This window comes from Paenibacillus sp. LX16, assembly GCF_036252815.1.
GTDB classification, from domain to species: domain Bacteria; phylum Bacillota; class Bacilli; order Paenibacillales; family Paenibacillaceae; genus Paenibacillus; species Paenibacillus polymyxa_B.
On sequence record NZ_CP141152.1, the window covers coordinates 5,136,229 to 5,160,591 of the forward strand.

Consider the following 24,363-nt stretch of genomic DNA (forward strand, 5'->3'; position numbering starts at 1 on the left):
GCGTCCTGTAACGGGAACGAATCGGCACGCCCTTGTCACATCAGCATTTGATGCTAATGAGAGTTCGGGCGCACGGCTCCCAGGCGCATTTCCTCTGCAGGTCATCTGGACGGTTCTCAGCCTGGGGTTTCCCTCGACCGTCCTCTCTGGCAGATGCCCATATGCAGTGTACTTCTCCTGTTCGCAGCCTTTACACGTAAATATCAATCTGTATCAATGGAGTCATTATAGCGAAAAGACAACAAATTGACAAGAAATATCAGCCTTTAATTTGTGCCTTGAGACGATCCAGTACCTTGTCACGTCCGAGCAAAAAGATGGTTTCATTCAGATCCCGTCCATGCGTTTGGCCTGTAAGAGCCACACGAATCGGCATGAATAATTGTTTTCCCTTAAAACCGGTTTCCTTTTGAACTTCTTTGATCAGCTTAGCCATTTGTGGAGCTGTAAATTCCTCACTCGTTTCAACTTTAGCTGCAAAAGCTCTAAGTACCTCAGGAACCTGCTCTTCGGCCAATACAGCTGCTGCATCAGCATCCAGTTCCAGATGTGAACGGAAAAACAACTCAGACAACGTTACAATATCGGACGCAGAAGTCATCTGTTCCTGGTATAAGCGAACAAGGGCCTTAGCCCAATCCAGTTGTTCCGCAGACAGTTCAGTCGGCAACAGCCCCGCTGCCTGGAGATGTGGAATCGCCATGCTGGCAATTCGCTCAGGATCAGCCTTTTTAATATAATGATTGTTCAGGTAAGCAAGCTTATTTGTATCAAATACAGCTGGACTTTTGGACAAACGATTAGGATCGAAAATCGAAATCAGTTGTTCCCGATCATAGATCTCTTCTTCGCCTTCAGGGGACCATCCTAGCAATGCAATAAAATTGAATATAGCCTCCGGCAAATAGCCCAACTTGTCATACTGCTCCATGAACTGAATAATGGATTCGTTACGCTTACTGAGCTTCTTGTGATCCTCGCCTACGATCAGCGTCATATGACCAAAGCGTGGCGGTTCCCAGCCGAGAGCTTCAAAGATCATCAACTGCCGCGGAGTATTGGAAACATGGTCTTCGCCCCGTAGTACATGCGATATTTTCATCAAATAATCGTCAACCGCTACAGCGAAGTTATATGTCGGAATACCGTCTTTTTTGACGATAACAAAATCGCCGCTTTCCTTGGAATTGAACGTAATTTGACCTTTAACGATATCGTCAAACGTATATTCACGATCTTCCGGTACACGAAAACGAATACTTGGTACACGGCCCTCTGCTTCAAATGCCTGGCACTGTTCTTCTGTTAGATCACGATGTTTTCCAGAATAGCGTGGTGTCTCCCCACGTTCCGTCTGCTCTTCACGCTCGCGCTCCAGCTCTTCTTCAGTGCAGTAACAGCGATAAGCCAAACCACGATCCAGCAAATCCTGCCAGTACGTTTTATATATGTCCAAGCGTTCCGTCTGACGATAAGGTCCAAACTCGCCTCCCACGTCTACGCTCTCATCCCAGTCCATACCCAACCATTTCAAATATTTAAGTTGGCTTTCTTCTCCGCCCTCAATATTGCGCTTCACATCTGTGTCTTCGATACGAATAATAAATTTTCCACCTTGATTGCGAGCAAACAAATAATTAAATAATGCCGTTCTGGCATTTCCAATGTGCAGATGCCCTGTAGGGCTTGGTGCATAGCGTACACGAACTTCCGTGCTCATATAATCTCCTCCAAATTGAATTACTCAAGATGATAGCATTTACTTGATAAGACAGACAACCGATTGAGCCGCGATTCCTTCACCCCGTCCGGGAAACCCGAGTTGCTCTGTCGTGGTCGCCTTGACGTTCACCTGGGATAGCTCCTCTGCTTCCAGCGCCCGTGCGATGACTTCATTCATCTGCGGAATATACGATGCCATTTTGGGCTTTTGTGCGATAATCGTAGAATCAATATTCCCCAAGCGGTATCCTCGCTCTTTAGCTAGCCCCCACACATGCTCCAGTAGCTTAAGACTGTCGGCATCCTTAAATTCTGGGTCGTTATCCGGAAAATGCTTCCCGATGTCTCCCAAGCCAAGCGCGCCCAAGATGGCATCGCTAATGGCATGCAACAGCACGTCCGCATCGGAATGGCCCAACAAACCTTTTTCATACGGAATGTTCACACCTCCGATGATGCATGGCCTTCCTTCCACCAGCTGGTGGACGTCAAATCCTTGTCCCACTCTGATCATTTGATATCCTCTCCCTCTGTTTTTACCCATAACGCCGCCATATCCAAATCCTCAGGCGTAGTAATTTTGATGTTCTTGTAGCTGCCGTGAACGACAGTAACCGGAATGCCTAGCCGCTCTATCAGCATAGAATCATCTGTTCCCAAGAATCCCGACTGCTCCGCTTCCTCATAGGCTCGCAGCAGATCGGAAAGACGAAAAGTCTGTGGCGTTTGAATACTCCACAGACTTCGGCGATCCGGCGTTGCTGTAATGATACCATCCCCGTTCACTTGCTTGACCGTATCCTTTACAGGTACTGCCGCTACAGAAGCACCAGTACGCTGGGCTGCCTCAAGGCATGAACGTACAAGCTCAGGTTGAATGAGTGGACGCACACCATCATGCACCATCACCCAATCCGCTTGTAAGTGGCGCAGACCGCGAAAAACCGAATGCTGGCGTTCACTGCCACCAGCCACCACCTGTACATTTTTACCGATTTTGTATTGATGAATCCAATCTCGGCAGCGTTCCACATCTCCTGTCCCAGTCACCATCACCATTTCATCCACTTCGGGCATAGCTGCGAATATTTCAAGTGTATGTATGAAGATGGGCTTGTCCCGCAAAAGCAGAAATTGCTTGCTCTCCTGCGTCCCCATACGGGAGCCGCGCCCTGCTGCCACAATGACAACTCCTACCCGATTGTTCATTCAAATAACTCCTGCCCTGATCGCACTTGGACGATCCGTATGATAACACATCTACTTCATCATACCGCGTTTATTGAGCTTTTTCCAATAATTTCGGTTTGGCAAAGATCATACGGCCGGCTGAAGTCTGAAGTACACTCGTGACCAGCACCTCCATCAGAGAGCCAATATAGTCACGTCCGCCTTCTACAACAATCATCGTGCCATCATCCAGATAGGCTACACCCTGCCCATGCTCCTTGCCGTCTTTAATAATCTGCACCATAATTTCCTCACCGGGCAGTACGACAGGCTTCACTGCATTCGCCAAATCGTTAATATTCAGCACTGATACACCTTGAAGCTCGCATACTTTATTCAGGTTAAAATCATTAGTTACAACTTTACCCTGTAACACCTTTGCCAGCTTGACCAGCTTACTGTCGACCTCTGAAATCTCCTCAAAATCACCTTCGTAAATGAGCACATTCACATCCAGTTCTTTTTGGATTTTATTCAAAATATCCAAACCCCGCCGTCCACGATTACGCTTAAGCAAATCGGATGAATCTGCAATATGCTGAAGCTCCTCCAGCACAAATTCAGGAATTACAATCGTTCCTTCAATAAAACCTGTCTTGCAAATATCCGCAATACGTCCATCTATAATGACGCTGGTGTCCAATATTTTATGCTCCTCCAGCTTGCGTTCTTCTACACCCGTTCCCCGACCAAAAAAACCAGAACTCCAAAAGGATGACAGCTCGTCCCGCTTTTCTAGTCCAACCATCAATCCTACATATCCGCATATCACGGTAACAGCGGTCTGGATAAGTTGACCCGGGGCCCCCAACCATGAAAAAAGCGGATAAACTGCTAAGGAAAGCGTCAATCCCACCGCTAAACCAATCACACCTGCCATCATCTCGTTCATCGGAATTCGTACCAAGCCTTCAATGCCCTGCTGCAATCGACTTGCCACGGATGCCCCTGCGAATGAACACCCAACCATAAATAGCACTGCTCCCGCCATCATCCAAACAATCATTCCCGGTAAAGACCCATCACTCAACCATTGTGGCATCCACGATACAATACCTCCTACCCGCTGGCATAACGTATAGCCAAACCATGCTCCGCACAATCCTGTAAAAGTTAAAATAGCCTTTCTCCACATTGAGTCTCTATACCTCCTTTATTTTCTTTTCATATAGTCTGCTACTTATTGGATACATAGCATTTCTCTTACCAGTATGATCCATTTCCCACATAACTAACCCTGTGTTTTCACTTTTTATGCATAAAAAAAGCATTTATCTCCCTGAAATGATCCAAGGAAATAAATGCTTACTCTTGTTCTTACTTGATACTAGCGCTGTGAATGACGATATTGATCGTCCTGTTCTTCCTGACTGGAACGCTCCCGATCACGTCCACGTCTGCGTGACAGCTTACGAATGTTCAGCTTCATACCATACAATGCATACAGCACCAGCGGTACAAAAATCAGCTTCGACAGCTGGTCAGGGAATTTAACAGCCAACACCACCGCTGCAATTACGACCCATGGAGCAACCCAGATCGCTTTTTTCGGGAGGCCGACCTTTTTAAAATTCGGATATCTCATGGAGCTGACCATCAAATAAGAAACCAGCAACATGGCAATCGACATGTATAACAATGAAATATCGTTATGGAATAAGGACAAAGTGGCTAATACGCCACCTGCTGCCGGAATTGGCAAACCCGTAAAATAACCTGGTACACCAGGACGTACGTTAAATCGAGCCAAACGCAACGCTCCGCACATCGGGAAAATGGCAGTAACCGTCCAAGCGAGAGCCGAATTCGCATCATGAAAAGCAACCATGTACATAATAACTGCGGGAGCAACACCAAAAGATATCATATCTGACAAGGAGTCCAGTTCTTTACCGAATTCGCTTTGGGCATTCAGGACCCGGGCCATTCTTCCATCCAGTCCGTCCAACAACATGGCGACAATAACCATAATAGCGGCAAGACTGTATTTTCCGTCTACAGCCAATAAAATGGCGATCATTCCGAGAAACAAGTTACCTAAGGTACACATGTTCGGAATTGATTTGGTAATCATCTCTTCACCTCAATGTATGAATTGTTCCATTATAATCCTTTCACTGTATTACATTTACATTTGCCTGTCAATGAAAACTTGTTCCTGCAAACGTTTAAGACCTTCTTTAATCGTACGCGCACGAACCTCTCCAATACCATCCACTTCATCCAGTTCTTCTATCGTTGCTGTGATGACATGTGGAAAACGTCCAAACCGCTCCACCAGATTATGAATAATCACATTCGGCAAACGCGGTATCTTGTTCAGTACCCGATAGCCACGTGCAGCAATATACTCCTCTGATGTCGCAGCTGAAGAAGGGTAGCCTAGTAAACGTACAATATGATTCACATCCAACAATTCGTCATCCGTAGAACGTTTGAGTCCCAATATAATTTCACGAATCTTCTCGTCGCTATCGTCTTTGGCATAATCCTTATACAGCAACCAAGCTTCTTCCTCAATGTTGCTGACAAGCTCTTCCATCTGCATACTAATCAGACGGCCCTCATTTCCGAGCTCGTTAATAAATCGTTTGATTTCCATTTTGATGCGTAGCACCATTTCGATCCGCTGGATGACATTAACGACCTCCGGCATGGTAACCAGCTCTTCAAATTCAGATGCTGTCAAATTGGTAGAGGCTTGCCCCAACACGGATCTATATTTTTCTAACGTCTGAATAGCCTGATTGGCTTTCGTTAAAATAACCCCGATTTCCTTGAGCGCATACCGTAATGTGCCCTGATACAAGGTAATAATATTACGCCGCTGGGAAATCGACACAACTAATTTGCCAGTTTGCTTTGCAACTCGTTCTGCTGTCCGGTGCCGAATTCCTGTTTCAATTGAAGAAATAGAGGAGTCCGGAATCAGTTGCGTATTGGCATATAAAATTCGTTTTAAATCCTCGCTCAATATGATTGCGCCGTCCATTTTAGCCAACTCATACAAATAGTTCGGCGAAAAATCACAATTGATGGAGAAACCGCCATCCACGACTTCCATAACTTCTGGGCTATAGCCAACAACCAGAAGAGCACCCGTTTTGGCACGCAAAACGTTTTCCAACCCGTCGCGAAAGGGAGTTCCCGGTGCCACAAGCCGCAGCAAATCGTTCATTTTATCCAGTTGGCTCGCTTCTTTCATTCTCAATGCCCCCTAATCTAATGCGGCTGCCAGTGCATCTGCCACCGTTCCTACTCCTATAATTTGTATCCCTTTCGGATGTGTCCAACCCTTCAAGCTTTTCTCCGGCATGATCACCCGTTTGAAACCTAGTTTCTCCGCTTCTCGTACTCGCTGTTCTGCTCGGGATACCGCGCGCACCTCACCTGTCAGTCCCACCTCGCCAAAAATCACATCGTACGGCTTGGTAGGAGCATCCCTAAAGCTGGAAGCAATGCTCACAGCTATAGCCAAATCCACCGCCGGTTCATCCAGCTTCACGCCTCCGGCTACGTTGAGATAAGCGTCCTGGTTTTGCAAAAACATGCCCATCCGCTTTTCTAGCACGGCTATGATTAATCCCATTCGATGATGGTCGACTCCTGTGCCCATTCGGCGCGGAGATGGGAAATGCGTAGCTGCAATCAATGCTTGCAGTTCAACCAATACAGGTCGGGTTCCCTCCATACTGGCTACAACAGTAGAACCCGCCACCCCCAGTGGTCGTTCAGACAGGAATAGTTCAGAAGGATTCGACACCTCACGCAAACCGCTTTCAGCCATTTCAAAAATACCAATTTCATTTGTAGAACCGAAACGATTTTTAACTGCACGCAAAAGCCGATACGTATGATGACGCTCTCCTTCAAAATAAAGCACACAATCGACCATATGTTCCAACAAACGCGGACCTGCAATGGCCCCTTCCTTGGTCACATGTCCTACCAATACCGTAGCAATACCTAGCCCCTTGGCAATTCGCATAAAGCGTGAAGTACACTCTCGCACCTGAGCCACACTACCTGGTGCACTCGTCACCTCAGGCAAATATACAGTCTGTATCGAGTCGATGACCAAAAACTCCGGCTTCAAGCTGTCCACCGCTTCTTCAATCGTCTCCAAATTCGTCTCACATAATACGTATAGGCTGGGGGACAAGGCACCGAGCCGATCTGCACGGAGTTTCGTTTGACGGACAGATTCCTCGCCAGACACGTACAGCACCTTTAAACCAGTTAAAGCCAGTTCATTAGATGTTTGCAGCATGAGCGTAGATTTACCGATTCCCGGATCACCGCCCACCAAAACGAGCGAACCCGGCACCACACCTCCACCGAGTACTCGATTCAATTCGCCAATTCCCGTCAAAATTCGTGTTTCTTTGCCACTCTCCACCTCTATAATAGGGAGTGGCTTGTCTTTTGTGCTATGAGTAAGAAGGGAAGACCCCATTCCTTGAGTTTTTACAACGCTTTCCGTTTCTTCGACCATGGAATTCCATGCCTGGCATCCAGGACATTTTCCGTACCATTTGGGCGATTCATAACCACATTCCGTACAGGAAAATTTAGTTTTCACTTTAGCCATACTTTGTTCCCTGGCTCCTTATTGACGACGATGATGTCAAATTTATGTTCATACAGCCCAGAAAGAGCTGTAACAATAAAAGTTTACCATTGAAGCTTGGCGGACGTAAAGCAATATCACAAACTTTCCCAAAGCATTTACCCAACCATTTCACCGTGTTTTATACACAAAAAGGGTGTCTTCGCAATAGCTTTCCAGCCTGCGAGACACCCTTTTCTACTATTTATTTAGTAAACTGCTTTAGGACTTGGCAGATACATTATCCTTTTTCGTTACAGTCAATGCACCGTTCTCCTCATCAATGAAGAGAGAGTCACCTTTAGTGATGTTGCCAGTCAATAGTTCCTCGGACAGGCGATCTTCAATATGCTTCTGGATTGCACGACGCAATGGACGCGCACCATACGCTGGATCAAAGCCTTCCTTGGCAAGGAATTTTTTAGCGTTGTCTGTCAACTCGAAGTCCACCTCATACTCATTCAGGCGCTTACGCAGCTCTTCAGACATGAGTGACACAATTTCGGCAATATGTTTTTCTTCGAGAGAATGGAAAACGATAATTTCATCAATCCGGTTCAAGAACTCAGGACGGAAGCTTTTCTTCAGTTCATCCATCACTTTGCCCTTCATATTATCGTAATCCGCCCCAGCGTCCACTACAGCTGTAAAGCCAAGCGTGGAGTTACGTTTAATCGCCTGTGCACCAACATTAGATGTTAGGATGATGAGTGTGTTACGGAAATCGACGACACGACCTTTGGAATCTGTTAGACGACCATCTTCCAGCACTTGCAGAAGAATATTGAATACTTCTGGGTGTGCTTTTTCAATTTCATCCAGCAACACAACTGAGTATGGCTTACGACGTACCTTCTCAGTCAGTTGACCGCCTTCTTCATATCCAACGTACCCTGGAGGTGCTCCTACCAGACGGGACGTGGAGTGCTTCTCCATATATTCGGACATATCAATACGGATAACCGCATTTTCATCTCCAAACATGGATTCAGCCAAGGCACGTGCCAACTCTGTTTTACCAACCCCAGTTGGGCCGAGGAAAATAAAGGAACCGATTGGACGCTTCGGATCTTTCAGTCCGGCACGTGCCCGGCGAATCGCCCGGCTTACTGCCTTAACTGCTTCATCCTGTCCAATTACCCGCTCATGCAGCAACTCTTCCATATTCAACAAACGGTGTGTTTCTTCCTCTTTCAGCTTGCTGACTGGAACACCTGTCCAGATTGCAACGACTTGAGCGATATCCTCTGGGGTAACTTCGGAATCTGTACGACCCTGTTGTTCTTTCCATTGGTTTTTCGTCACGTCTAACTCTTCACGGATTTTTTGCTCTGTATCACGCAGCGCTGCCGCTTTTTCAAACTCCTGACTTTGTACCGCTGAATCCTTTTCTTTACGAATATCCTCCAGACGGTTTTCCAGCTGTTTCAGGTTTGGCGGTACAGTGTAAGAATTCAGCCTTACTTTGGAGCCCGCTTCATCAATAAGGTCAATAGCCTTATCTGGCAGGAAGCGGTCGGTGATATAACGATCTGACAATTTTACGGCCGCTTCAATAGCCTCATCTGTGATCTTTACACGGTGATGCGCTTCGTAACGGTCACGCAGACCATACAGAATTTGAATCGCCTCTTCTGGAGAAGGTTGATCCACTGTAATTGGTTGAAAACGACGCTCCAAAGCAGCATCTTTCTCAATATATTTGCGGTATTCATCCAGCGTGGTCGCACCGATGCATTGCAGCTCGCCACGTGCCAGAGCAGGTTTCAGGATGTTGGACGCATCAATTGCGCCTTCCGCTCCACCAGCACCAATCAGCGTATGCAACTCATCAATGAACAACACGATATTACCCGCTTGACGAATCTCGTCCATAATTTTTTTCAAACGATCCTCGAATTCACCACGATACTTGGTGCCTGCTACCACAGAACCCATATCCAGTGTCATTACGCGCTTGTCACGCAACGTTTCGGGAATCTCATTCGCTATGATTTTTTGGGCCAATCCTTCGGCAATCGCTGTTTTACCTACCCCAGGTTCACCAATCAGAACCGGATTGTTCTTTGTACGGCGGCTGAGCACCTGAATTACGCGTTCAATTTCCTTGCTACGCCCAATAACAGGGTCCAGGTTGTTTTCCTTCGCAGATGCCGTCAGATCGCGTGCCAGACTGTCCAGAGTTGGCGTGCTGACATTAGCTGGAGCACCGTGATGGCTGGAAACAGCCTCGCTGCTGCCGAGTAATTGAAGCACTTGCTGACGCGCTTTGTTCAGACTGATGCCCAGGTTGTTCAGTACGCGTGCTGCTACGCCTTCGCCTTCACGAATAAGACCGAGCAAAATATGTTCTGTACCTACATAGGTATGGCCCAGTTTGCGGGCTTCATCCATAGACAGTTCGATGACTTTTTTGGCGCGTGGAGTATAAGCAATGTTCGTCGGTTGCTCTTGACCGCGTCCAATCAGCGTTTCCACTTCATCCTGGATTTTTTCCAGTCCCAGCCCTAAACCGATTAAGGCTTTTGCTGCTATTCCTTCACCTTCACGAATGAGGCCTAGCAAAATGTGTTCTGTGCCAATGTTGTTGTGTCCCAATCGAACAGCTTCTTCCTGAGCCAAAGCAAGCACTTTCTGTGCACGTTCCGTAAATCTTCCAAACATCATATATCCTGCACCTCCACAGTGTGTATTTCAGATCATTCTATATATTAAAGGGTTGTGCCTAATTTTTGCCGGATCAGCTTCGCCCGGTACATATCGCGCTCACCGGTATTCATTTTATCTCCAAAGCTTTTTTGCAGGAATCCGGGTTGTGTCATCACATTCAGCTCATTCATCGCTGCGGTGGAAGGACGCTCCAAAATTCCCAAATCTACGCCGAGACGTACATCCGACAGACGCTGTGCAGCCTCCTTGGAATCCAACACCGCTGCATATGACAAAATACCGAATGAACGCATCACCCGATCTGTAATTCGCAGCATAGATTCATTCATCAGCCGTTCTCTGGCAGAACGCTCGTGCTCAATAATTTGTAGCACCACGCCATGAAGATTCTCAATAATTTCCGCTTCGGTTTGTCCCAGTGTAATCTGATTAGATACCTGAAACAAATTTCCGACCGCTTCGCTGCCTTCACCGTAAATGCCGCGAACTGTAAGGCCTACCTGTGAAACAGCAGACAATATACGATTGATTTGATGAGTCATGACTAATGCGGGCAAATGCATCATCACCGAAGCTCTCATACCTGTGCCGACATTCGTCGGACAACTGGTCAGAAAACCTCTCCGATCATCAAATGCATAATCAACATGCGCTTCAAATGCATCATCAATAATCATAGCGCGTTCCCAAGCTTCCCTAACCTGACATCCCGGATATAAGCACTGGATACGCAGATGATCCTCTTCGTTTATCATAACACTAACCGATTCATCATCGCTAATTAAAACAGCACCGTTACGAGATTCGTTCGCCAAATTAGGACTAATCAAATGCTTCTCAACCAGCACCTGCTTGTCGATCTCATCCAACTCGGATATTTTCAACGTATGAAAAGTACCAAAACCGCCTAAATCATCATACTGAAGGATATCCGTCAAGCGTTGAAGTACTTCTTCCGACTGCTGATTGGTAGCAAGCATGGGAAAAGGCAGATGCTGCAAGTTACGCGCAATTCTCACCCGGCTGCTAATGACAATCTCCGAATCCGCAGCATCACCACGCATCCAGTCACTTAGCGGCTTCTCCGTAAACCGAATATTGGGCATTACGCATCCCTCCTACTCTTCACAAACTTTACTCTTCAGTCATTTCTTTTTCAAGCTTTCTGATTTGATCCCTAAGCTCAGCTGCTGATTCGAATTCTTCCTGTACAATATGCTGTTGCATTTCTTTTTTCAAATCGTCAATTTGCCGTTTAACCTTCAGTCGGCCTCCAGTGCGAACCGGAACTTTACCAACATGATTCGTACTGCCATGCACACGCTTGAACAGAGGGTCCAAACGACTATCAAAATATTGGTAGCACGACGGGCATCCGAAACGTCCCAGCTTACTAAACTGTGCATAGGTCATACCACAGTCCTTGCATTGCAGGTTCTGCGGACTACCGTGCCCTGGAGATTGGCTCTTTGTGCTGGAGTCAAAATCCAGCATCCCCGACAACAAGCTATGAATCGAAAAGCCGTTAGGTGTTCCAGGGATCATCTCCCCTTTTTCCTTGGCACACGTCTCACAAATATGAAACTCTGTCTTTTCGCCATTCACAATTTTGGTGAAATGCAAAGTTGCCGGCCGCATATTACATTCTTGGCACAGCATAAAAGCACCTCCTTCAATGTCAGGATTTATACCAACCCCTACATCCAAACGTTAGTCTCTATTCACACACTATTTGGTCGCCAGCAACGAAATCAGCATAGCCTTAAGCAATCTGGCTCGCAGTTGATCACGATAGGGGAGCTTCAGCAATAATGTATCCCTCGATAAAGCAGCCTTCATTAGACTAGCTTCCCTTTTGCTTAAAAAATGGGCTTCCTCTAACTGATAAATCAGTCCTTCTGCTGCCGATTGGCTAATTTCCTCCCCAATGCTCTGATGAAGATGTGTATGGATGGCATGCTGCGCAGGCAGCTGAATTCGCTGAATACGAATGTAGCCCCCACCACCGCGTTTACTTTCCACCACATAGCCTTTTTCCAGCGTAAACCGAGTGCTAATTACATAATTAATTTGCGACGGCACGCAGGAAAAGCGGTCAGCCAGATCATTGCGCTGAATCTCCACTAAACCTTGGGGACTTTCCAGCAATATACTCTTCAAATATTGTTCAATAATATCGGAAACATTGCGCATTTCATCATCCTCCACTAACGGAAACGCAAGTATTCAAGTACATTTCACGCTCCACAGAGTCCGCCGTATATTGAACTTAACCAAACGGTAAAGTCACGAATCTAAGCTGTATTTAGGCTATTGCCTGTTCTACATCCAGTGGAATTGTACCGTTTTGTCTCTAGTGTGGCCTTTATTTGCGATTAATCATACACTTCTCTTATGTTCATAAGAGTCAGCTCCTAACTATACGCAAATCATTTCGATCCTCATTTACTTCTTTACTATCAAAATACTTTATACGGCCAATCCATCAGCATAATACTTCTACAGCATTACACGAGGCTTGATTGACTTTGACTTTCTTTGACTATATTCATATTATAGCACATTATTCATTTTTGCCAAGGGGTCAATACCATTTTTCGCAATCTAATTATGTTTTATACAATACCCTAAAAAAACTCTTCCCATTACAGAAAGAGTTTTGAAAATTACAATAACCACACAAGTTATGTTCCCTGAAAGATGGAGCCTAAGAACAACTAAATGGGCCTTTATCAGAAAAAATCCAATAAGAACGTTTGTTTTACCGGTATTACACGTTTAAGGGCAGACACAGACTCACTGCTACCTTCAATACGCCCCCACTTATACAGATCATCAGCCTGCTGATAGCCAAGCATCAGAGTCGTCAGTGACTGAATCCCAAGTTTCAAGTCAGCTACTATGGCGTTTTCAGATGAAATGCTTTTATTCACTCTCTCCAGATGCCCTTGCCCTTTCGTCGTAATCGTTAATCTCCATAATCCATCATTCCATGGAGCATACCGATCAGTCAGATTTAAGGTTAAACTTGTTTCCTCTCCAATCTGTTCAAAAGGGTACCTTTCTATAAAAGCAGCTGCATCCACAATACGACCCATAAAATAAGGCACAGTTTCCTGTTGAATTCGTGGATCATCGAGTAAAAATGGTAAATTGTCATCTGCTGGAACGTAAATAAATTTGCCTTGGGTTATCATTGAGTCATGATTTGCAAAATAAGTCCATAAAGCCCGACGAGCCGTCTCATTTTCATATACCAACTCATCACAATTCAACTGTTTATCTTCAATTTTGTATAGTGCATATCCCTGAGGATCTCTTGTTTCTGAGTAATATACCACAGTTCGATAGTTCTCATTTAAAATCCGCTCTTGCCACCATTCCTTATCTCGTACCAGCGTGCCATTATAACGAGATACATACGCTTGATACACTTGGTCCAGTTCTAAAATATTTTTTACACCGCGTTTGACTGTACCCTCTGTTTTAAGTTTTGCAGGGAATTTTTCAATGGGAATGACGTATTTTTTGTACTCTGTATACGTTTCCCATCCAAATTTACGATAGAAGGCAAAGGAGAATGGATGCAAAAAAGAAAGGCTTTGTCCCGCAGACTTCATCTCTTCAAGTGCATGCGTCAATAAACGTGATACCATGCCTCCGCGACGTTTTTCTGGCCATGTTGCCACACCAGCAATGCCCCCCATATCAAAAACCTGACCGTTTATGTATACCTGAAGCGGTAACAAAGTCAGTTTAGCATTTAAGTCATGTCCGTCGAATATTCCCCATGTTTGTTCTGGTTTGAATTTCTTCTTGGCCTTTTCCAGATCCTCTAGGGACATTGTAAACTGAAATGCATATTGAGATAATTCAATAGCCGCTTCAAATTCCTCACGCTGTAATTGTCTGATCTCCATATCTTCATCACCTCGCTCGTATACTTGGACATCCATAAAAAAGATTACACACTTAGAGTGTGGCAAACCCCATTCTCTCTGTCAACCTTAGAAACAGGTGGTCATCCAAAAAAACATAAAAAAAAGGATGATAATCTCAGTGAGATTATCATCCTTTTCACTTTAAAAACATAAAAAAAAGGATGATAATCTCAGTGAGATTATCATCCTTTTCACTTTTGCTTGGCGACGTCCTACTCTCCCAGGACCCTGCGGTCCAAGTACCATCGGCGCTGGAGGGCTTAACGGTCGTGTTCGGGATGGGTACGTGTGGAACCCCTCCGCTATCGCCACCAAACATGAATTTGCTGTGCAAATTCTTCCGTACGGTTATTCGGTTCATCACTTATCGTGTGAATGAATAGCCATGCGCTTGTTGTATGTATTTCTACATACCTTCAAGGTTACACCCTGAAAACTGGACCCGAAACTTATTTGCGTCTTATTTTAGGATAAGCCCTCGACCGATTAGTATTGGTCAGCTCCATGCATTACTGCACTTCCACCCCCAACCTATCTACCTCGTCGTCTTCAAGGGGTCTTACTAATTGGGAAATCTCATCTTGAGGGGGGCTTCACGCTTAGATGCTTTCAGCGCTTATCCCTTCCGTACATAGCTACCCAGCGGTGCTCCTGGCGGAACAACTGGTACACCAGCGGTACGTCCATCCCGGTCCTCTCGTACTAAGGACAGCTCCTCTCAAATTTCCTACGCCCACGACAGATAGGGACCGAACTGTCTCACGACGTTCTGAACCCAGCTCGCGTACCGCTTTAATGGGCGAACAGCCCAACCCTTGGGACCTACTTCAGCCCCAGGATGCGATGAGCCGACATCGAGGTGCCAAACCTCCCCGTCGATGTGGACTCTTGGGGGAGATAAGCCTGTTATCCCCAGGGTAGCTTTTATCCGTTGAGCGATGGCCCTTCCATGCGGTACCACCGGATCACTAAGCCCGACTTTCGTCCCTGCTCGACTTGTAGGTCTCGCAGTCAAGCTCCCTTCTGCCTTTGCACTCTTCGAATGATTTCCAACCATTCTGAGGGAACCTTGGGGCGCCTCCGTTACTCTTTAGGAGGCGACCGCCCCAGTCAAACTGCCCACCTGACACTGTCCTCGCACCGGTTCACGGTACCAAGTTAGAACCTAGATACGATCAGGGTGGTATCCCAAGGATGCCTCCTCTCAAGCTGGCGCTCAAGATTCTACGGCTCCCACCTATCCTGTACAGATCGTACCCAAATTCAATATCAAGCTGCAGTAAAGCTCCATGGGGTCTTTCCGTCTTGTCGCGGGTAACCTGCATCTTCACAGGTATTAAAATTTCACCGGATCTCTCGTTGAGACAGCGCCCAAGTCGTTACGCCATTCGTGCGGGTCAGAATTTACCTGACAAGGAATTTCGCTACCTTAGGACCGTTATAGTTACGGCCGCCGTTTACTGGGGCTTCGGTTCATAGCTTCGCCCGAAGGCTTACCACTCCCCTTAACCTTCCAGCACCGGGCAGGCGTCAGCCCGTATACTTCGCCTTGCGGCTTCGCACAGACCTGTGTTTTTGCTAAACAGTCGCTTGGGCCTTTTCACTGCGGCCCCCTCGGGCTATTCACCCTACCGAGGCACCCCTTCTCCCGAAGTTACGGGGTCATTTTGCCGAGTTCCTTAACGAGAGTTCTTCCGCGCGCCTTAGAATTCTCTTCTCGCCTACCTGTGTCGGTTTGCGGTACGGGCACCTTCTCCTGGCTAGAGGCTTTTCTTGGCAGTCTGAGATCATGACCTTCGCTACTATAATTTTCGCTCCCCATCACAGCCCAGCCTTACGATGTGCGGATTTGCCTACACACCAGCCTCACTGCTTAGACGGACATCCATCAGTCCGCGTCACTACCCTACTGCGTCACCCCATTGCTCATAACGGATTACGGTGGTACAGGAATTTCGACCTGTTGTCCTTCGACTACGCCTATCGGCCTCGCCTTAGGTCCCGACTTACCCTGAGCGGACGAACCTTCCTCAGGAACCCTTAGGCTTTCGGCGGATCTGATTCTCACAGATCTTTTCGTTACTCATACCGGCATTCTCACTTGAATGCAGTCCAGCGCTCCTTACGGTACACCTTCAACCCGCATTCAACGCTCCCCTACCCCTGATGCAAGCATCAAGCCATAGCTTCGGTGGTGTGTTTAGCCCCGTTACATTTTCGGCGCAGAGTCACTCGACCAGTGAGCTATTACGCACTCTTTCAATGGTGGCTGCTTCTAAGCCAACATCCTGGTTGTCTGTGCAACTCCACATCCTTTCCCACTTAACACACACTTGGGGACCTTAGCTGATGGTCTGGGCTGTTTCCCTTTCGACAATGGATCTTAGCACTCACTGTCTGACTCCCGGAACTAAATCTATGGCATTCGGAGTTTGACTGAGCTTGGTAACCCTTGCGGGCCCCGCACCCAATCAGTGCTCTACCTCCACGATTCTTTTTTCCGAGGCTAGCCCTAAAGCTATTTCGGGGAGAACCAGCTATCTCCGGGTTCGATTGGAATTTCTCCGCTACCCCCACCTCATCCCCGCATTTTTCAACATGCGTGGGTTCGGGCCTCCAGTGCGTGTTACCGCACCTTCACCCTGGACAGGGGTAGATCACCCGGTTTCGGGTCTACGTCCACGTACTCATTCGCCCTATTCAGACTCGCTTTCGCTGCGGCTTCAGCTCTTCACCTTAACCTTGCACGGGAACGTAACTCGCCGGTTCATTCTACAAAAGGCACGCCATCACCCATAAATAGGGCTCTGACTTCTTGTAAGCACACGGTTTCAGGATCTATTTCACTCCCCTTCCGGGGTGCTTTTCACCTTTCCCTCACGGTACTGCTTCACTATCGGTCGCCAGGGAGTATTTAGCCTTGGCAGATGGTCCTGCCGGATTCATACGGGGTTTCACGTGCCCCGCACTACTCGGGATCCGTCTCGGAGGGAACCAGTTTTGAACTACAGGGCTTTTACCTTCTCTGGCGGGCCTTTCCAGACCTCTTCATCTAACCGGTTCCTTTGTAACTCCATGTGAGACGTCCCACAACCCCAAGGAGCAAGCTCCTTGGTTTGGGCTAATCCGCGTTCGCTCGCCGCTACTGACGGAATCACTATTGTTTTCTCTTCCTCAGGGTACTTAGATGTTTCAGTTCCCCTGGTCTGCCTCTATTCTGCCTATGTATTCAGCAGAAAGTGACTGTCGATGAAGACAGCCGGGTTTCCCCATTCGGACATCCCCGGATCAAAGCTTGCTTACAGCTCCCCGAGGCCTTATCGTTGTTCGCCACGTCCTTCGTCGGCTCCTGGCGCCTAGGCATCCTCCGTGTGCTCTTTGTAGCTTAACCTAGTATTTACATCGCAAATACGATTCGCTTTGAATTTCGGTTCAACATTTACGTGTGAATGAAATTCAAGGCAGCTACCTTTATTTCACTTGTTTACACAAGATCAGCTTAAAGGAATATTCTAAAACGCAATTTCGTTTCGGTATCCAGTTTTCAAGGTGCAAATCAGTTTGATTATCAGTCAATCTCCGAAGAGTTAACGATTCTCATACAGTTTAAGATGAAATTGTAATTGGTGGAGCCAAGCGGGATCGAACCGCTGACCTCCTGCGTGCAAGGCAGGCGCTCTCCCAGCTGAGCTATGGCCCCTCACAAGTTCCATCAAAACTGAACAAATGGAATGATGATTTTTGAAGCTTACGCTTCATATTTGAATGTTTCCATTGCAGGAAACGATTCTCCATAGAAAGGAGGTGATCCAGCCGCACCTTCCGATACGGCTACCTTGTTACGACTTCACCCCAATCATCTACCCCACCTTCGGCGGCTGGCTCCCTTGCGGGTTACCCCACCGACTTCGGGTGTTGTAAACTCTCGTGGTGTGACGGGCGGTGTGTACAAGACCCGGGAACGTATTCACCGCGGCATGCTGATCCGCGATTACTAGCAATTCCGACTTCATGTAGGCGAGTTGCAGCCTACAATCCGAACTGAGACCGGCTTTTCTAGGATTGGCTCCACCTCGCGATTTCGCTTCCCGTTGTACCGGCCATTGTAGTACGTGTGTAGCCCAGGTCATAAGGGGCATGATGATTTGACGTCATCCCCACCTTCCTCCGGTTTGTCACCGGCAGTCTGCTTAGAGTGCCCAGCCTGACCTGCTGGCAACTAAGCATAAGGGTTGCGCTCGTTGCGGGACTTAACCCAACATCTCACGACACGAGCTGACGACAACCATGCACCACCTGTCTCCTCTGTCCCGAAGGAAAGGCCTATCTCTAGACCGGTCAGAGGGATGTCAAGACCTGGTAAGGTTCTTCGCGTTGCTTCGAATTAAACCACATACTCCACTGCTTGTGCGGGTCCCCGTCAATTCCTTTGAGTTTCAGTCTTGCGACCGTACTCCCCAGGCGGAATGCTTAATGTGTTAACTTCGGCACCAAGGGTATCGAAACCCCTAACACCTAGCATTCATCGTTTACGGCGTGGACTACCAGGGTATCTAATCCTGTTTGCTCCCCACGCTTTCGCGCCTCAGCGTCAGTTACAGCCCAGAGAGTCGCCTTCGCCACTGGTGTTCCTCCACATCTCTACGCATTTCACCGCTACACGTGGAATTCCACTCTCCTCTTCTGCACTCAAGCTCCCCAGTTTCCAGTGCGACCCGAAGTTGAGCCTCGGGATTAAACACCAGACTTAAAGAGCCGCCTGCGCGCGCTTTACGCCCAATAATTCCGGACAACGCTTGCCCCCTACGTATTACCGCGGCTGCTGGCACGTAGTTAGCCGGGGCTTTCTTCTCAGGTACCGTCACTCTTGTAGCAGTTACTCTACAAGACGTTCTTCCCTGGCAACAGAGCTTTACGATCCGAAAACCTTCATCACTCACGCGGCGTTGCTCCGTCAGGCTTTCGCCCATTGCGGAAGATTCCCTACTGCTGCCTCCCGTAGGAGTCTGGGCCGTGTCTCAGTCCCAGTGTGGCCGATCACCCTCTCAGGTCGGCTACGCATCGTCGCCTTGGTAGGCCTTTACCCCACCAACTAGCTAATGCGCCGCAGGCCCATCCACAAGTGACAGATTGCTCCATCTTTCCTCCTTCTCCCATGCAGGAAAAGGATGTATCGGGTATTAGCTACCGTTTCCGGTAGTTATCCCTGTCTTGTGGGCAGGTTGCCTACGTGTTACTCACCCGTCCGCCGCTAGGTTTTTTAGAAGCAAGCTTCTAAAAAACCCCGCTCGACTTGCATGTATTAGGCACGCCGCCAGCGTTCGTCCTGAGCCAGGATCAAACTCTCCATTAAAGACCAACCGAAGTTGGTTTATAGAAAGAGCGATAAGCTCATTTTTAATGCTAGCGATTCTTCTTTATAAAAGAAGAAATCTTTATTTCATCATCCATTTGTTCAGTTTTCAAAGAACTTGTCTGTTCTCGTTCGTTCAACGAGCCAGGAATTAGATCATATCATGTTGGTTACTTTCTTGTCAAATCTTTTTTTGATTATCTTTTCAGTAACCTCACTTCAAGAAACGATATTCTCAAAGCAACGTCTAATAATATATCATGCCTAAAGTTATTTAGCAAGCATTTATTTATATCTATTTTATTTCCTACTATACAACAGATAATAAGGCAGCCACCCCGCCCCAGAGCGGAATGACTGTACTCATTGCAAAACTATTTATTCTTGTTCCAGCAGTCTGATAAATTCATCCTCATCTTCTATGGTGTCAATTCCGAGCTGTTGGGCCTTAGCCAGCTTACTCCCAGCCTTTTCACCAGCTATGACTAGATCCGTCTTTTTCGATACAGATCCGGCCACTTTGGCTCCCAGCTCCTCCAGCTTGGATGCAGCTTCGTCACGCGTAAGCTGATGCAAGGTACCTGTAAGCACGACTGTTTTGCCACTGAAAAAGCTGTCTGTCTTCTTCTCTTGTGGAGCTTCAGGGGCCTGAGCTTTCACCCCTAGAGACAACATCTTTTCAATTCCCGCCTGAGTAAATGGATCTGCAAAGAAAGCAACAATGCTTTCGGCTACAATCCCGCCCACATCCGGTAGTTCTATCAGTTCTTCCACCGTAGCAGACATCGTCTTGTGCAAATCACGGTAGTGTTCAGCCAACATGCGTGTTGTCGCTTTACCGGTATTCGGTATACCCAGAGCATAAAGGAAAGAAGCCAAATCCCTCTCTTTACTCTTTTCTAGTGCCGCCAAGAGGTTACTGGCCTTTTTCTCACCAAACCGCTCCAACTTTACAAGATCATCATATTGAAGTGTATACAAATCCGCAGGCTCGCGCACTTCCAGTTCGTCATGCAGCTGTATGGCCGTTTTGTCGCTGAATGTCTCAATATCCATAGCATCACGTGAAGCAAAATGGGAAATACGAGCGACAATTTGTGGTTTACACCCCAGCTTATTGTCGCAAAACAAATGGGCACCTCGCTGCTGCAACGGAAACCCGCAGGCTGGACAATGATCTGGTACGACAATTTCCTCTCCGTCGTTCTCAGATGTTACCTTTCCTAATATCTCCGGAATGACATCGTTTGAGCGACGGATAAACACACGTGCACCCAAAGCAAACTTCAGGTTTTTGCGCTCGATGTCACCAGCATTGTTCAGTGTACAATTTTGTACAGTGACTCCCGCCAGCTCTACCGGCTCTACCCTTGCTAGTGGGGTGATTTTACCGGTTCGTCCTACATTCCACTCAACCGAGTTAAGCACCGTTGTCGTTTCCTCGGCTTCGAACTTATAGGCCACCGCCCAGCGTGGGAATTTATCGGTATACCCGAGAGCCTCACGTGTGCGCATATCTGTAATTTTCAATACTGCCCCATCTATGAGGTAATCCAATCCGGCACGAGATTCTTCAATCTCAATCAGTTGCTCCATTACATCTTCAAAATTATCAAAGTAAGTCAGGTAAGGGTTTACCTTAAAATGGTTTTCACGCAGGAAAGTCATCATTTCCTGGTGGCTGTTAAACTGAATACGGTCTGCATAGCCCACATTGTAGAAAAATGCATTCAATCGCCGTTCTGCTGTCACTTTGGGATTCAAGTTACGCAAAGCGCCAGCTGCGGCGTTGCGTGCATTTTTAAGAGGGTCCACGGCAGTCTCATTATATTTGGACAATACAGAGAGATTCATTATCCCTTCTCCCTGTACTTCAATAGTTCCATCTCGGAAAGGAATTGTAAGTGGCACGGATTTAATCGTCTTCACCTGTGCCAATATCCCCTCACCCACCACACCATTACCGCGGGTAGAAGCCTGTACCAGCTGTCCATCAGTATACGTCAGATTCAGCGTTAGACCATCAAATTTAAGTTCTATCGCATAGCCTGGAGATGGCAAAGGCTGCTCCGGGTTCTTGGTATTGTAATCATTGACCAGCTTCACGACACGCGTGTTCCATGCACGTAGCTGTTCCATATTCTGAGCTTTATCAAGGCTCCATAATGGGGCAAGGTGGCGATGCGGTGTGAACCCTTTGAGTAACTCCCCGCCCACACGCTGTGTCGGCGAATCCGGCAGCACAAGGCCGCTCGTCTGTTCAAGCGCTACCAGCTCGTCATAAAGCACATCATATTCTTTGTCGCTGATCTTGGGTTCATCCAGTGTGTAGTAATGATAGTTATATGTGTTCAGTTCAGCAACAAGCTGCTCCATCCTGTGCATTGGGTTCATGCAGGCGTATCCCTCCGGGAACTTCATCAGGGCAGAGGCCCTAAGCCAAGCTGCCACTCATGAGGTTCGAGATTTAATGATGTTTGAGATTTATTCTACTTTTGTAATCGGTGCAAAGCCAGCTAACAGTCGTTTAACCCCTACTGGAGCCGGGAAAGCAATTTGAAGCTCCATATCATTGCCCGTCCCTTTTACAGCTACAATAGTTCCAATCCCCCATTTACCATGCTGTACCTTGTCTCCAGCAGCAAAAATGGAGGGACCTCCTGCCGAAGCAGCCGGAGTGGGTTTCGTGGATGAAGATGTCGTTACTGTTACTCGGGGTGACGCGGAAGCGGACGAACCACTACGGCTCATCGTATCAAACGAGCGTTCTCCACTAAAGTTGCTGCCACTACCTTTATTCAGTCCGCGCCCACCATAAGATCCGCCTACATTGCCTGAACGACGGTAGCGGTCACGTTTGATGATCGTATCCTCTTTTAACTCGTCCGGAATCTCTTCGAGAAAGCGGGAAGGCGGGTTAGCTGTGGTGCGGCCAAACAGAGTGCGCATCTGTGCGCATGTAAGGAACAGTTGCTCCTCTGCACGGGTAATCCCGACATACGCCAATCTGCGCTCTTCCTCCAGCTCTTCGTTATCCAGAAAGGCACGACTATGAGGGAATACTCCCTCCTCCATACCGACAATAAATACGATGGGAAACTCCAGTCCTTTGGCGCTATGCATGGTCATCAATACAACCGCATCGCTTTGCTCTTCTTCATCGTCATTCATAGAATCAATATCGGCAATTAGCGCAAGGTCGGTCAGGAAGGAAACGAGTGACTTGTCTTCCGCTCCTTTTTCAAATTCCATGGTTACCGACAGGAACTCATCAATATTCTCCAAACGCGAGCGTGACTCGAGTGTATTCTCGTTTTGCAGCTCCAATCGATATTGGGTGGTTTCCAGCATTTTTTCTGTTAACTCGGTAACCGACAGGTAGTCTACCATCCGACTTAAACCTTCGATCATATCGTAAAACTCTACCAACGCATTGCGCGTACGTCCTGCAAAGCCCAAATCGTCTACAACTTGAAGGACACGGAAAATCGAAACTCCACGTTCCGCTGCAGCTGCCTGCAATTTGCCGACGGTTGTGTCTCCGATGCTTCGTTTTGGCACATTAATGATTCGGATCAAGCTGATGTCGTCGTCAGGATTGGAGAGCAGGCGAAGATACGCCAGTAAATCCTTAATTTCTTTACGATCATAGAACTTGATACCACCCACGATCTGGTAAGGAATATCCGATTTAATCAAAATTTCCTCGACAACCCGAGACTGAGCATTCGTACGGTACAAAATGGCATGATGGCTATAGGTTTTGCCCGCGTTAATATTCTTATGAATTTCGGAGGCGATAAAGTAGCCCTCATCATGCTCAGAGTCAGCACGATAAACTTTAATCTTGGCGCCGCCTTCTTTGTCAGTCCATAGTTTTTTCGGCTTGCGGCCTGTATTTTGACCAATTACTTCGTTGGCAGCATTGAGAATATTCGAGGTGGACCGGTAGTTCTGCTCCAGCAAAATGGTACGTGCTTCCGGGTAGTCCTCTTCAAAGTTCAAAATGTTGCTAATATCCGCACCCCTCCACCGATAGATGGATTGGTCACTGTCACCTACTACGCAAATCCGGTGATGCTTGTCGGCCAGCATTTTGCACAGCATGTACTGCGCACGGTTCGTATCCTGATATTCATCAACATGAATGTATTGAAATTTTTTCTGGTAGAAATCCAGTACCTCAGGTACTTCTTTAAAGAGCTGAATCGTTGCCATGATCAAATCATCAAAATCAAGAGAGTTGTTGTTTTTAAGCCGTTGTTGGTACTTGGTATATACCTTCGCCACAATCCCCTCAAAATAGTCGCCAATCTTGCGCTCATACATTTCGGGAGTGACCAGTTCATTTTTAGCCGTACTCATCATAGACTGAACCGCTTTGGGTTCAAACTTTTTGGTGTCTATATTCAGATCCTTCATGCAGCTCCGAATGACAGACAATTGATCCGTAGAATCCAAAATGCTGAAATTGGAGGTGAAGCCAATCCGCTCGATATCCCGACGTAAAATACGCACACACATCGAATGGAAGGTGGATACCCACACATCTCTCCCCTGCGGGCCAATCAGCTTGGATACGCGATCCTGCATTTCACGCGCAGCCTTGTTCGTAAAGGTAATCGCCAAAATGCCCCATGGAGCCGTCTTGCGGGTCGCGATGAGGTAGGCTATTCGGTGCGTGAGCACCCGTGTTTTACCACTGCCTGCGCCAGCCATAATCAGCAGCGGACCATCTACCGCCTCCACAGCCTGACGCTGAGGCGGATTAAGGCGAGCTACCGCCTCGTGTATATCTATTGATTGCATGCGTGCATGCTCCTTTCCCTGAGCTTCCA

14 protein-coding genes, 1 tRNA gene and 3 rRNA genes are annotated in these 24,363 nt (G+C 47.3%); all 18 read right to left on the bottom strand.

Features of this window, described 5'->3' with window-relative positions; translation table 11 throughout:
* Positions 1 to 259 precede the first annotated feature (259 nt).
* Positions 260 to 1,720, bottom strand: coding sequence for a glutamate--tRNA ligase (gltX, locus tag T3H97_RS23130; protein WP_328800972.1), 1,461 nt, complete (start codon positions 1,718 to 1,720; stop codon positions 260 to 262).
* A 39-nt stretch (positions 1,721 to 1,759) separates the two neighbouring features.
* Positions 1,760 to 2,236, bottom strand: a complete 477-nt coding sequence (gene ispF / locus T3H97_RS23135) for a 2-C-methyl-D-erythritol 2,4-cyclodiphosphate synthase (protein ID WP_025723806.1) — start codon at positions 2,234 to 2,236, stop codon at positions 1,760 to 1,762.
* Positions 2,233 to 2,931, bottom strand: a complete 699-nt coding sequence (gene ispD / locus T3H97_RS23140) for a 2-C-methyl-D-erythritol 4-phosphate cytidylyltransferase (protein WP_328800973.1) — start codon at positions 2,929 to 2,931, stop codon at positions 2,233 to 2,235. The genes ispF and ispD overlap by 4 nt, the downstream gene beginning before the upstream one ends.
* Before the next feature lie 70 nt (positions 2,932 to 3,001).
* Positions 3,002 to 4,087 (bottom strand): PIN/TRAM domain-containing protein, encoded by a 1,086-nt coding sequence (locus tag T3H97_RS23145; protein ID WP_103050268.1) that lies wholly within the window; start codon positions 4,085 to 4,087, stop codon positions 3,002 to 3,004.
* Positions 4,088 to 4,279: 192 nt separating this feature from the next.
* Positions 4,280 to 5,026 (bottom strand): CDP-diacylglycerol--serine O-phosphatidyltransferase, encoded by a 747-nt coding sequence (pssA, locus tag T3H97_RS23150; protein ID WP_025723803.1) that lies wholly within the window; start codon positions 5,024 to 5,026, stop codon positions 4,280 to 4,282.
* Positions 5,027 to 5,080: 54 nt separating this feature from the next.
* The gene (gene disA, locus T3H97_RS23155) at positions 5,081 to 6,157 is read right to left on the bottom strand and encodes a DNA integrity scanning diadenylate cyclase DisA (RefSeq protein ID WP_013312183.1); all 1,077 of its coding nucleotides are present in this window, start codon (positions 6,155 to 6,157) and stop codon (positions 5,081 to 5,083) included.
* A gap of 12 nt (positions 6,158 to 6,169) precedes the next feature.
* Positions 6,170 to 7,543, bottom strand: a complete 1,374-nt coding sequence (gene radA, locus T3H97_RS23160; RefSeq protein WP_013312184.1) for a DNA repair protein RadA — start codon at positions 7,541 to 7,543, stop codon at positions 6,170 to 6,172.
* 240 nt (positions 7,544 to 7,783) lie between these two features.
* Positions 7,784 to 10,228 (bottom strand): ATP-dependent protease ATP-binding subunit ClpC, encoded by a 2,445-nt coding sequence (gene clpC, locus T3H97_RS23165; RefSeq protein ID WP_023990572.1) that lies wholly within the window; start codon positions 10,226 to 10,228, stop codon positions 7,784 to 7,786.
* Between the two features lie 44 nt (positions 10,229 to 10,272).
* Positions 10,273 to 11,337 (bottom strand): protein-arginine kinase McsB, encoded by a 1,065-nt coding sequence (locus T3H97_RS23170; RefSeq protein ID WP_103050267.1) that lies wholly within the window; start codon positions 11,335 to 11,337, stop codon positions 10,273 to 10,275.
* A gap of 28 nt (positions 11,338 to 11,365) precedes the next feature.
* A complete protein-coding gene (locus tag T3H97_RS23175) occupies positions 11,366 to 11,890 on the bottom strand; it encodes a protein-arginine kinase activator protein McsA (protein ID WP_103050266.1) in 525 nt (174 codons plus the stop codon).
* Positions 11,891 to 11,959: 69 nt separating this feature from the next.
* The gene (locus T3H97_RS23180; protein ID WP_274482868.1) at positions 11,960 to 12,424 is read right to left on the bottom strand and encodes a CtsR family transcriptional regulator; all 465 of its coding nucleotides are present in this window, start codon (positions 12,422 to 12,424) and stop codon (positions 11,960 to 11,962) included.
* 539 nt (positions 12,425 to 12,963) lie between these two features.
* On the bottom strand, positions 12,964 to 14,151 hold the full coding sequence (locus tag T3H97_RS23185; protein ID WP_328800974.1) for a GNAT family N-acetyltransferase: 1,188 nt from the start codon (positions 14,149 to 14,151) through the stop codon (positions 12,964 to 12,966).
* 220 nt (positions 14,152 to 14,371) lie between these two features.
* Positions 14,372 to 14,488: ribosomal RNA gene (gene rrf, locus T3H97_RS23190) — 5S ribosomal RNA — on the bottom strand.
* A gap of 150 nt (positions 14,489 to 14,638) precedes the next feature.
* Positions 14,639 to 17,563, bottom strand: a 23S ribosomal RNA gene (locus tag T3H97_RS23195).
* Between the two features lie 233 nt (positions 17,564 to 17,796).
* Positions 17,797 to 17,872 (bottom strand) — tRNA-Ala (locus T3H97_RS23200).
* 97 nt (positions 17,873 to 17,969) lie between these two features.
* Positions 17,970 to 19,525, bottom strand: a 16S ribosomal RNA gene (locus T3H97_RS23205).
* Together the 16S, 23S and 5S rRNA genes with 1 tRNA gene alongside form the textbook arrangement of a ribosomal RNA operon.
* 378 nt (positions 19,526 to 19,903) lie before the next feature.
* A complete protein-coding gene (ligA, locus tag T3H97_RS23210) occupies positions 19,904 to 21,919 on the bottom strand; it encodes an NAD-dependent DNA ligase LigA (protein ID WP_328800975.1) in 2,016 nt (671 codons plus the stop codon).
* Between the two features lie 90 nt (positions 21,920 to 22,009).
* A complete protein-coding gene (pcrA, locus tag T3H97_RS23215; protein ID WP_328800976.1) occupies positions 22,010 to 24,334 on the bottom strand; it encodes a DNA helicase PcrA in 2,325 nt (774 codons plus the stop codon).
* Between the last annotated feature and the right edge of the window lie 29 nt (positions 24,335 to 24,363).